The organism is Candidatus Caldatribacterium sp., from assembly GCA_014359405.1.
Taxonomy (GTDB): Bacteria; Atribacterota; Atribacteria; order Atribacterales; family Caldatribacteriaceae; genus Caldatribacterium; species Caldatribacterium oleiphilum.
This window is the reverse complement of the sequence record JACIZN010000034.1, coordinates 1-16269: the sequence shown is the minus strand read 5'-3', so window position 1 is coordinate 16269 and position 16269 is coordinate 1. Positions and strand designations below refer to the sequence as shown.

At 56.1% G+C, this 16269-nt stretch carries 16 protein-coding genes, 1 pseudogene and 1 other annotated feature; of the genes and pseudogenes, 10 read left to right on the top strand and 7 right to left on the bottom strand.

Annotated features, from left to right (window positions below; all coding sequences use genetic code 11):
* Together ilvB and ilvD are read right to left on the bottom strand one after the other, a co-directional pair.
* The coding region (gene ilvB / locus H5U36_04055) for a biosynthetic-type acetolactate synthase large subunit (GenBank protein ID MBC7217336.1) at positions 1-1159 on the bottom strand (1159 nt) is incomplete at its 3' end.
* A 15-nt stretch (positions 1160-1174) separates the two neighbouring features.
* Positions 1175-2830: a dihydroxy-acid dehydratase gene (ilvD, locus tag H5U36_04050; GenBank protein MBC7217335.1), complete on the bottom strand. Its 1656-nt coding sequence runs from the start codon at positions 2828-2830 to the stop codon at positions 1175-1177.
* A 42-nt stretch (positions 2831-2872) separates the two neighbouring features.
* Positions 2873-3086 (bottom strand) — a binding site (T-box leader).
* Between the two features lie 63 nt (positions 3087-3149).
* Between ilvD and H5U36_04045 the strand changes: the two genes are divergently transcribed.
* Together H5U36_04045 and H5U36_04040 are read left to right on the top strand one after the other, a co-directional pair.
* Positions 3150-3797 (top strand): diphthine--ammonia ligase, encoded by a 648-nt coding sequence (locus H5U36_04045; protein ID MBC7217334.1) that lies wholly within the window; start codon positions 3150-3152, stop codon positions 3795-3797.
* Positions 3798-3806: 9 nt separating this feature from the next.
* On the top strand, positions 3807-4301 hold the full coding sequence (locus tag H5U36_04040; protein MBC7217333.1) for an ECF transporter S component: 495 nt from the start codon (positions 3807-3809) through the stop codon (positions 4299-4301).
* Here the strand turns inward: H5U36_04040 and H5U36_04035 are convergent.
* From H5U36_04035 to H5U36_04025, 3 genes are all read right to left on the bottom strand, one after another.
* The gene (locus H5U36_04035; GenBank protein ID MBC7217332.1) at positions 4228-6009 is read right to left on the bottom strand and encodes a PAS domain-containing protein; all 1782 of its coding nucleotides are present in this window, start codon (positions 6007-6009) and stop codon (positions 4228-4230) included. The two genes, H5U36_04040 and H5U36_04035, sit on opposite strands and share 74 nt — an antisense overlap.
* Entirely contained in the window at positions 6006-6692 is a 687-nt protein-coding gene (locus tag H5U36_04030) for a response regulator transcription factor (GenBank protein ID MBC7217331.1), read from the bottom strand. The genes H5U36_04035 and H5U36_04030 overlap by 4 nt, the downstream gene beginning before the upstream one ends.
* Before the next feature lie 87 nt (positions 6693-6779).
* The gene (locus H5U36_04025; GenBank protein MBC7217330.1) at positions 6780-7253 is read right to left on the bottom strand and encodes a Spy/CpxP family protein refolding chaperone; all 474 of its coding nucleotides are present in this window, start codon (positions 7251-7253) and stop codon (positions 6780-6782) included.
* A 193-nt stretch (positions 7254-7446) separates the two neighbouring features.
* Here H5U36_04025 and H5U36_04020 point away from each other — a divergent pair, with 193 nt between their 5' ends.
* From H5U36_04020 to H5U36_03985, 8 genes are all read left to right on the top strand, one after another.
* Positions 7447-8427 carry a sugar-binding transcriptional regulator gene (locus H5U36_04020; protein MBC7217329.1) on the top strand — a complete coding sequence of 327 codons (981 nt, stop codon included), beginning with the start codon at positions 7447-7449 and terminating at the stop codon, positions 8425-8427.
* 93 nt (positions 8428-8520) lie between these two features.
* Positions 8521-9783, top strand: coding sequence for an ABC transporter substrate-binding protein (locus H5U36_04015; protein ID MBC7217328.1), 1263 nt, complete (start codon positions 8521-8523; stop codon positions 9781-9783).
* 60 nt (positions 9784-9843) lie between these two features.
* Positions 9844-10719 carry a sugar ABC transporter permease gene (locus tag H5U36_04010; GenBank protein ID MBC7217327.1) on the top strand — a complete coding sequence of 292 codons (876 nt, stop codon included), beginning with the start codon at positions 9844-9846 and terminating at the stop codon, positions 10717-10719.
* Positions 10720-10735: 16 nt separating this feature from the next.
* On the top strand, positions 10736-11572 hold the full coding sequence (locus tag H5U36_04005; protein ID MBC7217326.1) for a carbohydrate ABC transporter permease: 837 nt from the start codon (positions 10736-10738) through the stop codon (positions 11570-11572).
* A 77-nt stretch (positions 11573-11649) separates the two neighbouring features.
* Positions 11650-12498, top strand: coding sequence for a class II fructose-bisphosphate aldolase (locus H5U36_04000; protein MBC7217325.1), 849 nt, complete (start codon positions 11650-11652; stop codon positions 12496-12498).
* Between the two features lie 36 nt (positions 12499-12534).
* Positions 12535-14355: a bifunctional homocysteine S-methyltransferase/methylenetetrahydrofolate reductase gene (locus tag H5U36_03995; GenBank protein MBC7217324.1), complete on the top strand. Its 1821-nt coding sequence runs from the start codon at positions 12535-12537 to the stop codon at positions 14353-14355.
* A 4-nt stretch (positions 14356-14359) separates the two neighbouring features.
* Entirely contained in the window at positions 14360-14524 is a 165-nt protein-coding gene (locus H5U36_03990; GenBank protein MBC7217323.1) for a hypothetical protein, read from the top strand.
* Positions 14521-15846, top strand: coding sequence for an alpha/beta fold hydrolase (locus H5U36_03985; GenBank protein MBC7217322.1), 1326 nt, complete (start codon positions 14521-14523; stop codon positions 15844-15846). Before H5U36_03990 ends, H5U36_03985 begins: the two co-directional genes overlap by 4 nt.
* Before the next feature lie 152 nt (positions 15847-15998).
* Here the strand turns inward: H5U36_03985 and H5U36_03980 are convergent.
* Positions 15999-16133: pseudogene (locus H5U36_03980) on the bottom strand (HEPN domain-containing protein).
* Positions 16111-16269 (bottom strand): nucleotidyltransferase domain-containing protein (locus H5U36_03975; GenBank protein MBC7217321.1); only part of this gene is annotated, 159 nt, incomplete at its 5' end. The gene H5U36_03975 and the pseudogene H5U36_03980, both read right to left, overlap by 23 nt.

Below are 16269 nucleotides of genomic sequence, written 5' to 3'. Positions count from 1 at the left end.
GCCCCACGTCAGTCACGACAATGGTGTCAAGGTGCTTCGTCTTCTCATAAATTCGCTCAATCACGTGGTGGGGAAGGAGCCTGTCACTTTCCCGGTACTTCGGGGTGTACTCTCTCTTCCAGGCGTCGATTTCCTCATGCCACTCAGGATGCGTCGCAGGCTCAATGCGCTTGACGATCTCTCCGAGGACCATTCGGGCGTCCCCAACGATGGGGATATGGGGCTTGACGTTTTTCCCAATTTCTGCGGGATCGATGTCGATGTGGATAATTTTGGCGTGAGGTGCGAAGGTATCGAGTTTCCCCGTTACCCGATCATCAAAGCGGGCGCCAACGGCGATGAGGAGATCGCAGCGCATGACGGCTTTGTTCGCCCAGTACGTTCCGTGCATGCCGAGCATCCCCAGGGACAGAGGATGGCTCTCAGGGAAAGCCCCCTTCCCCATGAGGGTGTGAACGACGGGGATATCGGCTTTGGTAGCAAGCTCAAAGAGGACCTCTGATGCTCCGGAGGCAATGACACCCCCGCCGACGTAAAGGAGTGGCCGCTTGGCCTCCTGAATGGCCTCGGCGGCGAGTTTGATTTGCTTGGCATGGCCCTTGTACGTTGGCCGGTACCCGGGGATTTTGATTTTCTCCGGGTATACGAGCTCAATCATTTTCTGCTGAACGTCCCGGGGAAGGTCCACAAGAACCGGACCGGGACGCCCCGTTGCAGCAATGTAGAAGGCTTCCCGGATGACGTAGGGGAGGTCTTCGGCTTTGGTTACGAGGAAATTGTGCTTCGTGATGGGCATGGTGATGCCGGTGGTGTCCGCTTCCTGGAAAGAGTCCTTTCCAATGAGGTGGGTGAAGACCTGCCCGGTGAGGGCCACAATGGGGATGGAGTCCATGTACGCGGTGGCAAGGCCAGTCACAAGATTCGTCGCCCCGGGACCGGAAGTGGCGATGCACACGCCGACTTTTCCGGTGGTACGGGCGTAGCCGTCGGCAGCGTGAGCGGCTCCCTGTTCGTGTCGCACAAGGACGTGGCGGATTTCCGGGGTATCGAAGAGGGCATCGTAAATGTCAAGGACTGCCCCACCCGGATACCCGAATATGACCTCCACGCCCTCTTTCTTGAGGAGCTCCACGAGGACCTGTGCGCCTTTCATCCGCAAGAGTTCTCACCTCCTTTAGGCCATACTCGCTCCAAGGGAAGCCGAACGAGCGAGTTTCGCAAACCGAGAGAGTATACCTTTCTCGTACCTTGGTGGGGGAGGGGTGAACGCTTCCCGACGTCGGGAGAGCTCCTCCGGGTCCACAAGAAGCTCAAGTTTCCGATTGGGGATGTCGATGAGAATCTCATCCCCATCCCGGACAAGGGCAATCGGTCCTCCCACTGCTGCCTCAGGAGCCACATGGCCCACACAGGGACCCCGCGTTCCTCCAGAGAAGCGCCCATCCGTCACGAGAGCCACGTCTTTGGCAAGCCCCATGCCCACGATGCTTGAGGTGGGGGCAAGCATCTCCCGCATACCCGGTCCTCCGCGGGGACCTTCGTAGCGGATGACGATGACTGAACCCCTGGTGACTTTTCCCGAGGTTATGATTTCCATGGCTTCCTCTTCGCTCTCGCAGCAGAGGGCCTTCCCCCGGAACACCCGCACGCTCTCGTCCACCGCCGATTGCTTGACCACCGCACCTTCTGGGGCAAGGGACCCAAAAAGAACGGCGATGCCTCCCTCACGGTTATAAGGGTTATCCAGAGGCCGGATGACTGAGCGGTCGACGTAGGAGACGGATTTCTGGATTTCCCGGATGGTCTTCCCTGAGACCGTCGGGGCGTCCTCGAGGAGTTCCCCAAGGGTGGCAAGGAGGGCCGGAACTCCTCCGGCAAAGGCAAAATCCTCCATGAAAAGATCCCCCGCAGGCTCAAGGAGCACAAGGTGCGGAACCTTCCGGGAGAGCTCATCAAAGGTTCGAAGGGTGATAGAATTTTCCCCGAGTTCCTGGGCGAGGGCAAGAAGGTGGAGCACCGTATTCGTCGATCCCCCCAGAGCAAGGTCCACAACAATGGCGTTTCGAAGGGCAGTGGCGGTGAGGATTTTCCTTGCGTTCTGACCCATCCGCACAAGCTCCACAATCCGCCTCCCGCTCTCGTAGGCGATGCGGCGTTTTTTCGCCGAAACCGCAAGGGCCGTCCCGCACCCGGGAAGGCTCATCCCCATGGCCTCGACGAGGCACGCCATGGTATTTGCCGTGTACAATCCCTGGCAGGACCCACCCCCAGGGCAGGCTTCCTCTTCCAGGGCGGCAAGCTCCTCTTCGTCGATATCTCCCTTCCGGTACCGACCGACGGCTTCAAAGGTGTCCCGCACGAAGGCTAAGCGCCTCCCCCTGTGGCGTCCGGAGGGCATCGGGCCGGCGGTGACGAAAATCGAGGGGATGTCAAGACGCGCTGCCGCAAGGAGCATCCCCGGGGTGATTTTGTCGCAGTTCGTGAGGAAGACCACTCCGTCCAGGGCGTGGGCTTCCACGACCGATTCAACGGCGTCGGCGATGATGTCCCGGCTGGGGAGAGAAAAGCGCATGCCCTCATGCCCCATGGCAATCCCATCGCAGATGGCCGGGACCCCGAAGACAAAAGGTGTTCCTCCGCCCGCCTCAATGCCTCGCTCGATGAAGCGCTCAAGCTCCCGCATGTGGATGTGTCCGGGAACGAGATCCGAAAAAGCACTGGCAATCCCGATGAGGGGTCTCTGCAATCCCTCCCGGGTGATGCCGGTGGCGAAAAAAAGCGACCGGTGCGGGCAGCGATCGATGCCTTCGGTGACTCTCTTGCTCCGCATGGTATTCCTCCTTTCTCCCTGAGAACAAAAAACCCTCGTCCCAGAAGGGACGAGGGTTATCCCCGCGGTACCACCCTTTTTGCCTGCACTGAGGCAGGCCACTTATGTCCTCGTAACGGGAGGCTGCCGGGCCGCTTACTCAGTTCAGCCAGCCACTCAAGAGGCGAGCTTCGGTGCTGCTTTGGGCCTGCTTCCACCGCCCCGCAGGCTCTCTGGACCGCCGCAGGCACCTACTGTTCCCCTTCGTCGCTTTGCAATTTTTCGATGTTGTGGGAGAATATAGCACAAAGCGCGCCATTTTGCAACAGGAGGAAAAGCTATGCCGCCGAAAGCCTTTGTTTCCTTCAGCGGAGGAAAGGATTCCCATCTCAGTCTCTGGAAGGCAAAGGCAGCAGGCTTTGACGTTGTGGCCTTGCTCTCCATGGTCCGGGAGGACGGATCGTACTCCGCCTCACACCGTATTCCGGTAGAAATCCTCAGGCGCCAGAGTGAGGCTTTGAGGATTCCCATTGTGGTTTGCCCCACCTCCTGGGAAGAGTACGAGGACAATTTCATCGCCTGCCTTGAGGATTTCAGGGAGAAAGGCGTCACCTTTGGGGTTTTCGGAGATATTGACCTTCCCGAGCACCGGGAGTGGGTTGAGCGGGTCTGCGCTCAAGTTGGCATCACGCCCTTTCTGCCCCTCTGGGGAAAGGACCACCACGAAGTGGCCCTGGAAGTGGTGCAGGTGGGCTTTGAGGCCTACGTCACGGTGGTGCGGGATGGGGTGCTGCCACCTGAATTTCTCGGGCGGAGATTCGACAGGGTGCTTCTTGAGGAATTCGCAAAACTTGGGATAGACCCCTGCGGGGAGAGGGGAGAATTCCACACCCTTGTCGTTTCCGGTCCCCTCTACCAGAACCCCATTCCCTACACCTTTGGGGAGATTGCCTTCGATGGGAAGTGCCACTACCTTGTGGTCTCGTGAGGTGGGAACATGGGTAGAAGCATCCGCTTTGTGACGCAAACGGCAGTCCTCTTTGCCCTTACTCTTGTCGTGCAGATGCTCGGGCTCCCTCAGATGGTTACCGGGCCCCTTGTGAACGCCATGCTCCTTCTTGCTACGATTTTCGTGGGTGTGGGGAGTGGCGTTTGCATCGGCCTTTTCACCCCCTGGGTGGCCCTTGTGCGGGGGATTCTTCCTCCACCCCTTGGTCCTTTGGTACCCTTCATTATGCTCGGGAACGGGGCTTTCGTTTTGGTCTTTGGCCTTTTCCGACGAAAGGGTACGCTGGCCTTTGACATCGCAGGCGTTATCCTTGGGGCTTGCGTGAAGTACCTCATTCTCTCCCAGGCGGTTCGGTCCCTGGCAAGCCTTCCGCCTCAGGTTGCCCGCGTGATGCAGACCCCTCAACTTATTACAGCTCTTTTGGGGGGTGCGATTGCTCTTTCTCTTGCCCGGGTCCTCCGGCAAGCCCGTTCGGGAGGGTGAAGAAGAACCGGCTCCCTCCCTGGGGCCGGTTTGCAACTCCCACCTTTCCCCCGTGGCGTTCCACGATTTCCCGCACGATGGCCAAGCCCAGCCCCATGCCCCCTCCCTTCCGGGAGCGGGACTTATCGACCCGATAGAAGCGCTCGAAAATGAAGGGGATGTCTTCTTCGGGAATACCCGGGCCCTCATCGAGAATGAATACGGTGGTTGTCTCTTTACCCTCTTCCCCCTCGATGGTGATGGTGCTTCCTTCTCTGGAGAAGAGAATGGCGTTGTGGAGGAGGTTCGTGAGGACCTGGGCTAAGCGGTCCCGATCCCCGAGGACAAGAAGAGGCGAAGAGAGCCTGTTTTCGATGGTGATGCGTTTCTCCTGGAAAAGCGGTGTGAGCTTGAGAATGACTTCCTCGGCAAGAGCCGCAATGTCCAGAGGTTCCATATTGAGCTTCACCTTTCCGGATTCCATGAGGGAGAGATCAAGAAGGTCCCGGATGAGCCGGGAAAGGCGCATGGTTTCCTCATGAATGAGGGGCAGGTACTTTGTTCTGAACTCTTCCCAGGGAATGACGCCATCAAGCGCCGCCTCCAAAAACCCCTGAATGGCCGTGAGGGGCGTGCGGAGCTCGTGGGAGACGTCGGCGATGAACTGGCGGCGGAGCTCCTCAGCCCTCCGTAAGTCCGTGATGTCCTGAATCACCCCCACCGCCCCGTAAACCCTCTCTCCTTCCTTGAGGGGAGCAACCCGGATGATGAGGTTTTTCCCCCGGAACACGCACTCTCCTTCCGCGGGAACCCCTTCCCTCAGGGTCCTTGTAAAGAGTCCTGCGGCGTTTTCGGGAAGGAGCGTGTCGATTGCCTTCCCCTCAAGGGGGGTTCCAAAGAGCTCCAAAGCAGCGGGATTCGCAGAGACCACCCGACCCTCAAGGTTCAGGGCTATGACTCCTTCCCCAAGGGCAAGGAGGATGTTCTCGATTTCCTGCTTTTCTTTTTTCAGCGCTCCGATGGTTTGCTGGAGTTCCTGGGAGAGGGTGTTGAAGTCCTGGGCAAGACCGCCGAGCTCCTCCTCTTTGGGGATATCCATGCGTTGCGTGTAGTCCCCAAGGACTATAGCGCGGGTGATGGTGCGCATCCGCCGCAGTGGGGCAGCAAGGGACCGGGAAAAGAGAAAGGCCAAAAAGACGGCAAAGGGAAGGGCCACAAGGCCAGAGGCAAAAAGGAGGTACTGCACGGTTTTCACCGTGGTCCTGATATCGGCTAAGGGCGTGGAGAGGAAAAGGACTGCTTCAGGCGATGCCTGGGGAGGGAAGGGCATGGCCACAACGAGCATCTCCTGCCGCAGAAGCGGCAGCACTCCCTGGAAGGCCACCGTCTCCCCTCGGAGGAGACGCTCTTTGAGTTCCTGGAAGGGGAACACCCGCCGGAAGAGGACTCCGCGGCGCATCATCATTCTCTCTGGTGCGAAAAGCTGAGGCAAAGGCACAAGGAGGACCTGGATGCCTTCGCTGAGCCGCTGCACGGTTTCCGGAATTCCGGAAGAAGAGGACACAAGAAGACTCGCAATGGCTTCCCCTCTCCTTTTGAGCTCCCGCTCCTTCAGGGAGAGGTAGAACTCACTGAAGAGCTGGGACATGCTCACAAGGAGCACCGCATAGGTTACGGCGAGGATGAGGAGGAACGCGAGGAAGAACTTTCCAAAAAGGGTCCTTCTCATGACGCACCAGGCTCGAATTTGTACCCCAGCCCCCACACCGTCTTTATGAGCGGTGGGGCTCCCGCTTCCTCGAGCTTTTCCCGGATTCGCTTGATGTGGGTATCGACTGTGCGGGTATCTCCGGGGAAATCGTACCCCCAGATTTCCTCAAGGAGCTTCTCCCGGGTGAAGACCCGTTCCGGATGGAGGGCAAGGAAGTACAAAAGCTCGAACTCCTTCGGGGTGAGGTTCACCAAGGCCCCGTGGACGAGGACTTTCCGCGCCTCGTAGTCGATGTGGAGGGGCCCTACCTCAATCACCCGGTGCTTCTGGCTCTCCTGGGCTTTGCTTCGGCGGAGCACTGCCTTGACTCTGGCCACGACTTCCCGGGGGCTGAAGGGTTTCGGAACGTAGTCATCGGCACCAAGCTCAAGCCCCAGAACCCGGTCGACTTCCTCACCCCGGGCGGTGAGCATGATGATAGGAACGGAGGAGAAGCTCCGGATTTCCCGACACACTGTCCAGCCGTCCTTTTTGGGGAGCATGAGATCAAGGAGAACGAGATCAAAAGGGTGGCGCCGTACGGCCTCAAGGGCTGCTTCTCCGTCGTACACCACGGTGACTTCGAATCCTTCCCGCTCCAAGTAGAGGCGGAGGATTTCTCCTACCGCTTGCTCATCGTCGACAACGAGGATGCGACCCATTGCACTTCATTGTAGGAAAAACTCCACCCCAGGGCAAGGGGGGAAGGAGGGGGGCCCTGGGGTGGAGTTCCAAGGAGGGAGTACTTGCTAGAAGCATCCTCTTCCCATACCCCATCTCATGCCCCGTCCAATGGGCGGGAAGCTCTTGAGCTGCTCTGGAGTGAGTACGTTGAGTATTTGCTGTACCATATCCTTTCTGAGGGCAGAAAGTTCCTGCCTGAGGGCAAGGATTTCTCCGATTTTTGCCCGGATGCTCTGGGCGTTCTCTTCTGTGGCTTCCTTGAGCTGGAGCTCCCGGAGTTCGAGCATCTTTGTCTCGAGTTGCGCCCGGAGATTTGCAGCCTGGGTGGCAAAGTTCTTTTCGATTTCAAGGATTTTCGCTCTCTGCTCTTCGGAGAGATTCACACCCCAGAATCCCGGGGAGGGCGTGCCTCGGAAGCCTCCGAAAAACCCCGGTTCACACCATGAGCCTCTCCCAAAGCGTGGTCCGGCGAAGGCAGAGGCAGTTACAAAAAGGCCCAAAACCGCAACGAGGGTGACAAGGAGTACCTTGGACTTCATGGTCTCAACCTCCCTTTTTCTTTTTGTACCTCTACTGTACAGCAGGATTGTGGCGATTCTTTGGGGGAAATGTGACGATTTTGTGAAAGATGCTCTCTTTTTTGTGGACTCGTGCGGCTCGGCGAGGTATCCGGATTTCCTAAGCACCCCCCTTGACGTTGGGAAAATTTTCTCCTACAATCGTTTTGAGCAATTGCTCAGGACAAATGCTCAAGGAGGGAGTACTCTGGAGGGGAATGACGAACTCCTTCTCCTTTACGAGGTTGCCCGCCTGTACTACGAGGATGGCCTCACCCAGGAGGAAATTGCGGAGCACCTCGGTTTCTCCCGCTCCCGGGTTCAGCGCCTCCTTGAGGCGGCCCGAAAGGAAGGCATTGTGGAGATACGCCTTTTGAGTCCTTCTGTTTCCTTCGCCGACCTTGAAGAGGAGCTTACCAAGCGCTTTGGCCTTGAGAAAGCCATTGTCGTTCCCACGCCGACTGAGTCCCAGTACCTCATCCGCCGGAGCATCGGCAGAGCCGCAGCCCGGTACCTTGAGTCCGTCCTTCGGGATGGTGATGTCCTTGGCATCGGCTGGGGGCGAACGACATATGAAGCCCTCAATGCCTTCAAGCGGAATGTCGCCATCACCATCGTGCCCCTCATCGGGGCGGTGGGCCAGGTTGAAGTGGATTTCCAGGTGAATGAGCTCGGGTACCAGCTGGCCAAAAGAATTGGAGGTTTCTTCGTTCCTCTCTACGCCCCGGCCCTTGTGGACAGCGAAGATATTGCCCGGGCGCTCTTTTCCGACCAGAGCGTCCGCCGGGTGGTTGAGCTGTGGGATGAGGTTCAGGTGGCCATTGTGGGCATGGGGGATCCCCGAAAACCCGGATCCATCGTTCCCAGGTTTTTCCTGAGCGATCCCGCCTCGGCGGCGGTGCTCCAGAGGGACGACGTGGTGGGTGACATCCTCTACCATTTCCTGAGACGGGATGGGTCTCTGGTCGACGAAGTGTTTGACCACCGGGTAATAAGCATTCCCTTAGAGAAGCTCAAGAAAATCCCCCATGTTCTTGGTATTGCCGGTTCTATGGAGAAGGTGGAAGTTCTTAAGGCGGTTCTGCAAGGGGGATATATCAATGTGTTGGTAACTGATAGCGAAGTGGCAAGAGCGCTTCTTGGGGTTAGAGAGTGAGGGATGGAAGAAGCATTCCGGCTGTAGTAGAGAAACAAGTTTGGGAATAGGCCTGAAAAGGCGCGAGAATAAAGAAAGGAGGGATTTAGGAGTATGAAAACGGGCATTGGAAGGTTGATCGGTAGTGGTTTGGTGGTCTTTCTTCTTTTGCTTGGTGTAGCCTCAGCTGCTGATCAAATAACCATTCGCTTCTGGGGGGGATGGACGGGGCCGGACAAGTTTGGTATGGAAAAAATTGTGAGCAATTTCATGGAAGAAAACCCTGATGTCAAGGTGGAGTTCTTTACCGCTCCGTGGACTGAAGTTTTCACAAAGTTCAGTACCACCTTTGGTACTCCTGCCGGTCCAGATCTTTTGGCAATGCATGTATCTGATATTGCTCAGTTTGCTTCCCGGGGAATGCTCATGAGGGTTGAGGAGATAGCCAAACAGAATAACCTTCTAGCAGAAGATTTCCCGCCAATGGTGTGGCAGGGCCAATTCTACGAGAATAAGCAGTACGGTATTCCATTGGACTATCATCCCCTGGCGGTCTACAAAAACGTTGCGATGTTCCGATCAGTTGGTGTTGATCCGGGTGTTGCCTTCGATAGCAGAGAAACCTTTCTTGATGTCTTGCAGAAACTGACTCAGCCAGAGAAGCAGCAATATGCGCTTGCTATCGGTATCAACCATCCACATACCATGCGATACTGGTATGGTTGGTTGTTTCAACAAGAGGGTGGGCAGTTTCTAAACGAGGAGCAGAATCGCGCCGCCTTTAACAGTGAACAGGGCGTTGCAGCTTTGCAGTTCATCTACGACCTCCTTTACACCTACAAAGTTGCCCCACTCCATGAGAGTGATATTGACAAGGATTTCCTTACCGGACGTGTAGCGATGGTTATTGAAGGACCCTGGTGGATTCCAGGTGTTCGGGAACAAGAAAATCTGGAGGTTCTTTTGGCTCCCTTCCCAAAGGTTTTTGATAAACCTGCTGTTTGGGCAGGTTCTCATACTCTTACTTTACCAAAACAAGCCAATCAGCAGAGAATAGCCGCAGCTGTTAAGCTCCTGAGCTATGTTGTAAACCACAGCGTGGAATGGGGCAATGCTGGCCAAATTCCTGCTTCGCTCCGAGTTATCCAGAGCGAAGCTTACAAGAGCTTACCGGATTACAAGCATTTCAAGGTTTTTATTGACCAAGCCGATTACATCCACTTCGAACCATTGATAGTCCAAAATGCCAGCTTTGGTTCTGATAATCAGATGTCCCCGGTTCTTAACGCTATCTTTTCGGTTCTTTTAGGCGAAAAGAGTGCCAAGGAGGCTTTAGATCAAGCTGCAGAAGAAGTCAACGCACTCTTCATGGAGTGAGGAGGAATTGCCTGAGGAGGGATCCAGCCCCTCCTCAGGCAGCAAATTTTTTGATCGGTGATGAAAAAGAGGATTAATCTCAATGTTATGGAATCTCCTTTGTGGTTTCTCCTTCCATATTTCTTCCTTTTCTCTGTTTTCAAGCTCGGTCCCATCATTGCTAATTTTGTGGTAAGTGGCTACGACCTCGATATTGTGGGAAAGGGAAGTTTTATAGGGTTCAAGAACTACGTAACTCTGCTGAAGGACCGACTCTTTTGGGTAGCCTTGAAGAACACTCTCTACTATCTCAGTCTTGTTGGTCCAGTGAACGTTGTAGGTGGTCTCTTTCTGGCCCTTCTTTTGAACCAGCACATCAAGGGCCGGACAGTAGCGAGAACTGCCGTTTTTATGCCTTACGTAATTATGGTTACCGTGGTAGGGGTTCTTTGGCGGTGGATTTTGGAGAGCAGATATGGGATCCTCAACTACTATTTGGGATTTTTTGGTATCAAGCCGATACCTTGGCTCACGAGCCCCTCAACTGCGATGATTGGCATTTTTATTGCCTCAGTGTGGTGGACCATTGGTTACAACACGGTAATATTTTTAGCTGGTTTACAAGATGTTCCAAGAGAACTCATCGAAGCCTCGCAGATAGATGGTGCATCTCCCTTGAGGAGGCTCATTAGTGTTATTTTGCCCTGCCTGCGACCTACTACCTTCTTTGTGGTACTGACGACGATTATCTATTCCCTCCAAGTCTTTGGCCAAGTCTACACCATGACTGGTGGAGGGCCTCGCTATGCAACGCTAACCGTTGTTCAGTACCTCTATGTTGTCGGGTTTAGACTCTTTAAGCTTGGTTACTCTGCTACTATTAGCGCTGTTCTCTTTGCAGTCATTCTGGTTATGTCGCTTGGAGTGCTAAAATTCTTGAGGCAGACGGTTGACTAAAAGGGGTACTCAAGGGGTGAAAAGGCGAGTAAAGGGAAAACAAAGACGACGAAGATTGTTTGTAACTTCACTTTTTGCTTTCCTCTTGGTGCTTGTAACAGTTTTGTTTTTGGCTCCTACTCTTTGGATGGTTTCCACCTCTTTGAAGCCCAAAGCAGAGGTCTTTGAGCCGAAAGTACGCTGGATTCCCAAGACCCCTACTATGGATAACTATGTTAGGGCTTTTGCCTTGTTACCTTTAGTAACGCTTACCCTTGTTCTAACGTGCTTCTGTGACATCCTGGCAGCTTATGCCTTTGCTCGATTGAGATTCAGGGGGAGAGAGCTCTTGTACGCGCTCGTCCTATTTACTATTATGGTGCCAATCTATTCGTCCGCCGTCCCACTGTACAGGGTTATCAGAGCTATGGGGCTGATTGATACGAAGACTGGCATTGTACTTCCTCAGGCGGCGGAGGCTATTGGCGTTTTCCTGCTCACCCAATTTTTCAGAAGCATTCCTAAGGAGCTCAGCGAGGCGGCGAAAATGGACGGTGCTAACGAGTGGACTATTCTTTGGCGTATTGTAGTCCCTCTTGCTAAGCCAGCTGTTGCTGTGCTCCTTATTTTGACCTTTGCCAATACCTGGAATAGCTTCTTTTGGCCCCTCATTGTGGCTCAGAGCAATGCGTCAATTACCTTTCCTGTAGGAATGGGTAGTGTTATGTCTGGCTTCCATGAGGGCGCAGAGGCCAGAGAATATGGTTTGGTTATGGCTACCTCTGTTATTGCCTGCTTACCCACCGTTGTTGCCTTCTTAATTCTTCAGAGAAGGTTTGTTGAGGGTATTTCTATGAGTGGACTTAAAGGGTAAAGGATTGTGCGCTCTGAGTCCCACCTATTCTGTACAAAGAGACTTGGGAACGAACCTTAGAGAAGGGAGGATTCATTGTGCCCCTTGTCCCGACCTCGCTTCTTCTTCGTTTAGCGGAGGAGCGGGAGTTTGCCCTTCCGGCCTTCAACATCCCGGTTTTCGAGTTCATCCTCTGGATTCTCGAGGAGGCGGAGAAACTCCGGGCTCCCGTCATCATCCAGGTGGCACCGGTGGAGTACCGGGCTTTGGATATCCGCGCCTTCCGAGGGATTCTCCTTTCCCTTTCGGAGCACTTCTCCATCCCCTTTTCTCTTCATCTTGACCATGCCCACACGGAAGAGGAGGTCCTCCTTGCCGTACGGCACGGTTTCTCCTCGGTGATGATTGACGGATCGCGCCTTCCTTTCTCGGAGAACGTAGCGGTTACAAGGAAAATCCTTGGCATCGCCCGCCCGGTTGGGGTTCTCGTTGAAGGGGAGCTCGGGAAAGTCGGGGGACTTGAGGGCGACGTGGACGGGGAGGAAGAGCTCTTCACCTCCCCGGAGGAAGCGGAAGCCTTTGTGCGGGAGGCACCGGTGGACCTCCTTGCCGTGGCTGTCGGAACCCGCCATGGATTCTACACCGGGACTCCGAAGCTTGAGCTCGGGCTCCTTGAGGAAATCCGGGGAAGAACCGGACTGCCCCTTGTCCTCCATGGGGGAAGCGGGACACCGCAGGAAGAGCTCCAGGGCGCTGTTGCCCGGGGTGTCCGGAAAATCAACTACAGCACTGCTTTGCGGGCTGCGTATCTTGAGGCCTTCCGGGAGATTCTCGGGCGCCGCCCGGATGATGTTGCCCTGCACCGGATGCTCCCTGAAGTTGGGCATGCGGTGCGGCAGGTTGTTGCAGAATGCATTGTCGCCTCCTGTGCCCAGGGGAAGGTGTAGGGTATAATTGGGGAAAACGCAGGAGGTTGAGGGGACTTGCAGCCCTTCCTTGAGTTCCTCAAGGCCACAAGGGTTTGCCTCTGCGACGGTGCGATGGGAACGGAGCTCCTCCGCCGTGGGTACCCCAAGGATGCCCCCCTGGAGCTTGCCAACCTCACAGCCCCGGAAATTGTTTCGGCCATCCACCGGGAGTACCTCCTTGCGGGGGCAAAGCTTTTGGAGACGAACACCTTCGGAGCCAACGCCCTGAAACTCTCCCCCTTTGGGCTTGAGGCGGAGGTTGCGGATATTGTGAAACAAGGCGTTCGCCTTGCAAGGGACGCTGCTGAGGGCAGGGCGTACGTTTTGGGAAGCGTGGGACCCCTTGGGAAGCCTGTTGGCAGGGGCTTTGGCATCGAGGAGGAGAAAGCAAGGGAAGTGTACAGTGAGCAGATTGGAGCCCTCCTTGAGGCCGGAGTCGATGCCGTTCTCTTTGAGACCATGGCATCAACCCAGGAAGTGGAAATCGCCCTTGAGGTTTTGCGGTCCCTTGATGCGAGCATTCCCTGCATCGTCCAGTTTTCCTTTCTTTCGGGAGGGATCACCCGGTACGGCGAGTCCATGGCTAAAGTCCTTGCCTTTTTGAAGACCGCCGGTGCCTCTATTGTGGGTATCAACTGTGGGAGCGGTCCTCATGAGGCGGTGCGGTTCCTTGAGGAGTTCTCCCGCTACCTTTCCGGTCCCTTCTCGATTCAACCGAATGCCGGGTACCCCCAGATCGTCCAGGGGCGTACGGTCTTTGGGGCCTCACCGGAGTACTTCGCCTCCTTTGCCGGGACCTTTGTGCGCCTTGGGGCAAAAATCCTTGGGGGATGCTGCGGCACAACTCCAGAGCACATTCAAGCCCTGGCACAGGCCATAGAAAACCTCAAGGAGGAGCCAGTCATCGAGGTGGTGGAGGAGGAGAGGGAAAGAATCACCCTCTTGTCCCTTCCGCCCTCGGCGTTCCGGGAAAAACTCGGCAGACACTTCGTCTTCACCGTGGAGGTGAACCCCCCGAAGGGAACAGACCTCGAGAGAGTAAAAGAGGGTGTCCGTCTCCTGCAGGAGGCCGGGGTCGATGCGGTGAACATTTCCGATTCCCCCATGGCCCGGGTTCGTATTTCCCCCATTGCCCTTGCCCATATCCTCAAGGAGGAGCTGGGGGTGGAGTCCATTGTCCACTTCACCTGCCGCGACCGGAACCTCATCTCTCTCCAGTCGGAGCTCCTTGGAGCCTTCGCCCTGGGGGTCCAGAACATCCTCGCCCTCACAGGAGACCCTCCTTCCGTTGGGGACCATCCCTTCGCCCGCCCGGTCTTTGAGGTGAACTCTGAAGGGCTGGTGCTCATCCTGAGCCGGCTCAATAATGGCTTTGACTTTGCCGGGAACCCCTTAGGGCAGGCCACGAACTTCACCATTGGAGTGGCCTTGAACCTCAACGCTCCGGATATGGAAAAGGAAATCGAGCGCCTCAAAAGGAAAATCGACAACGGGGCGCATTTCATCCTCACCCAGCCGATTTACGAGGCAGAGACCCTTGAGCGGTTCCTCGAGCGCTTCCGCGATCCTCTTCCTCCCGTCCTTGGGGGCATTCTGCCTCTGCGCTCTTTCCGCCATGCCGAGTTCCTCCACCACGAGGTCCCAGGAATCGTGATTCCTGAGCACCTCCGGGCCCGTATGGCAAAGGCTCAAGATCCAAAAGAGGAGGGCATCGCCATTGCCTGCGAAGTGGCCCGGCGGATAAAACCCCTGGTGGCAGGGATTTACATCATGCCGCCCTTTGAGCGGTGCGAGATGGCTCGAGCCATCATCGAGAGCTTGCGAAAGGAGGAATAAAGCAGTGCTTGAGTGGTCCGATCGGTTCTCCATTGGGATTCCCGAGATTGACGCCCAAAACCAAAAGTTCTTCCGCCAGGTGAACCGTCTCCTCGTGGAGTGGCTGGAAAACCACATCCTCAAGATGGACCAGGAAATGGGGAAATTCCTTAAGGAGGCCATACGATGACTGGAAAAATCGGCATCCTCCTTGCCCTTGCGTTCCTTTTCTTTCTCTCTCCTAAAGCCTTTGGGAAGTCTGAATCCCTTGCCCTGACGTACCTTGAGAAAATCAAGGGAGGCCTCTACGAGGAGGCCTGGGCGATGGAGGATGCGACGATGCAGTCCCTCCTCTCCCCCAAGGCCCTAAAGGACATGTGGGAGGGGATGACAAGAGACCTTGGGGGCTTCAAGGGTCTTGCGCTCCAGAGGGTGGAGGAGAGGGACCCGTACACCCTGGTTTTCATCGTCTCTTCCTTTGAGAGAGCCACCCTCCTTGCCCAGGTTACAGTCGACAAAAGCGGTAAAATTGCCGGCCTCTTCTTTCTCCCCTACACCTTTTCAGAGTACTCTCCTCCCCCGTACGCTCCCCAGGAGTTCGTGGAACGCGAAGTTGTCTTCGGCCGCCCTCCTTTTGAGCTCCCCGGGACTCTCACCCTCCCCAAAGGGGAAGGTCCCTTTCCCTGCGTCCTTCTTGTCCACGGCTCGGGCCCCAACGACCGGGATGAAACGGTGGGGGCCTGCAAGCCCTTCCGGGATCTTGCCCTTGGCCTTGCGGGGAAGGGCATTGCGGTTTTCCGGTACGATAAGCGAACCTACGTCCACGCCCAGGAGATTGGGAAAATCCTCCCCCGCTTCACCGTGGAGGAAGAGGTTATCGAGGACGCCTTAGAGGCCCTGGAATTCCTGCGGAAGATTCCTGAAATCGACCCTGAGCGGGTTTTCCTTCTCGGCCACAGCTTAGGAGGATGGCTTGCTCCCGAGATTGCCCTCCGGGACGGGAAGGTCCGGGGTGTCATTCTCCTTGCGGCACCGGCTCGACCGTTACATGAGCTTGTTCCCGAGCAGGCGGAGTACCTCTTCCGCCGCGATGGGAAACTGGAAGCCCGAGAGGTACAGGAGTTACAGGAAATCCAAAAGATCGTTGAGCTTCTTCGCACGAGAGCCTTAAAGGAAGACGAGCCCGTTCCCTACCTTGGCGGGTACGCCCGGTACCACTACAGCCTCATGGACCTCAAGCCCCTTGAGAGCGCCCGGAAACTCTCCTGTCCCATCCTTGTCGTCCAGGGAGGCCGGGATTACCAGGTTCGGGAGAAAGACTTCCTCCTCTGGAAGGAGGCGCTCCGCGCTCATCCCAGGGCGAGCTTCAAGCTCTACCCTGCCTGCAACCACCTCTTTGTCCCGGGAGAAGGTCCCTCGGTACCTGAGGAGTACGCAAAGCCCGGGCACGTTGACGCGGGTCTCATCGAGGACCTCGCCCGGTGGATTCAAAAGTGGTGTTCTCAGGGTTAGAACCACAAGAAAGCCGCAGGGTGGAGCAGGCTTCAAGGTGAGGCATCAGGATTACCGCTCAGAATCTCCTTCACTGCAGAGAAGGTTTTCCAAGCTATTTCCAGTGCTTTTTTTCTCCTTCTGGGAGGAGTCCGAAATCAGCGGGGTAACGGGAGTAGTCCCTTCAGGAGTTTTTCCACGCTCTGCTGAGCATGAAAGGAGGCTAGACGATGTGCTCCCCGGTCGTAGAGTAGCTCCGCCGCCTGTAAATCTTCCTGCGCATAGTCAAACCAGGGGTTCTTGCTCATAGACCACTTTCCCCGTGCTGAGGACTTCCTGTATGAACGGCGATCCCTCTCTCTCAAGCAGTGCTGTTTCCTCTGGAGTCGGCACAATGACGTCAAGGGGAACACGGCGAGGAATCCCCCTCAGGGCCTCCGCCCT

Coding starts and splice junctions, on each gene's coding strand:
- ilvD (MBC7217335.1), bottom strand. CDS start 2,830: ATGCGGAGCAAGAGAGTCACCGAAGGCATCGATCGCTGCCCGCACCGG.
- H5U36_04045 (MBC7217334.1), top strand. CDS start 3,150: ATGCCGCCGAAAGCCTTTGTTTCCTTCAGCGGAGGAAAGGATTCCCAT.
- H5U36_04040 (MBC7217333.1), top strand. CDS start 3,807: ATGGGTAGAAGCATCCGCTTTGTGACGCAAACGGCAGTCCTCTTTGCC.
- H5U36_04035 (MBC7217332.1), bottom strand. CDS start 6,009: ATGAGAAGGACCCTTTTTGGAAAGTTCTTCCTCGCGTTCCTCCTCATC.
- H5U36_04030 (MBC7217331.1), bottom strand. CDS start 6,692: ATGGGTCGCATCCTCGTTGTCGACGATGAGCAAGCGGTAGGAGAAATC.
- H5U36_04025 (MBC7217330.1), bottom strand. CDS start 7,253: ATGAAGTCCAAGGTACTCCTTGTCACCCTCGTTGCGGTTTTGGGCCTT.
- H5U36_04015 (MBC7217328.1), top strand. CDS start 8,521: ATGAAAACGGGCATTGGAAGGTTGATCGGTAGTGGTTTGGTGGTCTTT.
- H5U36_04010 (MBC7217327.1), top strand. CDS start 9,844: ATGAAAAAGAGGATTAATCTCAATGTTATGGAATCTCCTTTGTGGTTT.
- H5U36_03985 (MBC7217322.1), top strand. CDS start 14,521: ATGACTGGAAAAATCGGCATCCTCCTTGCCCTTGCGTTCCTTTTCTTT.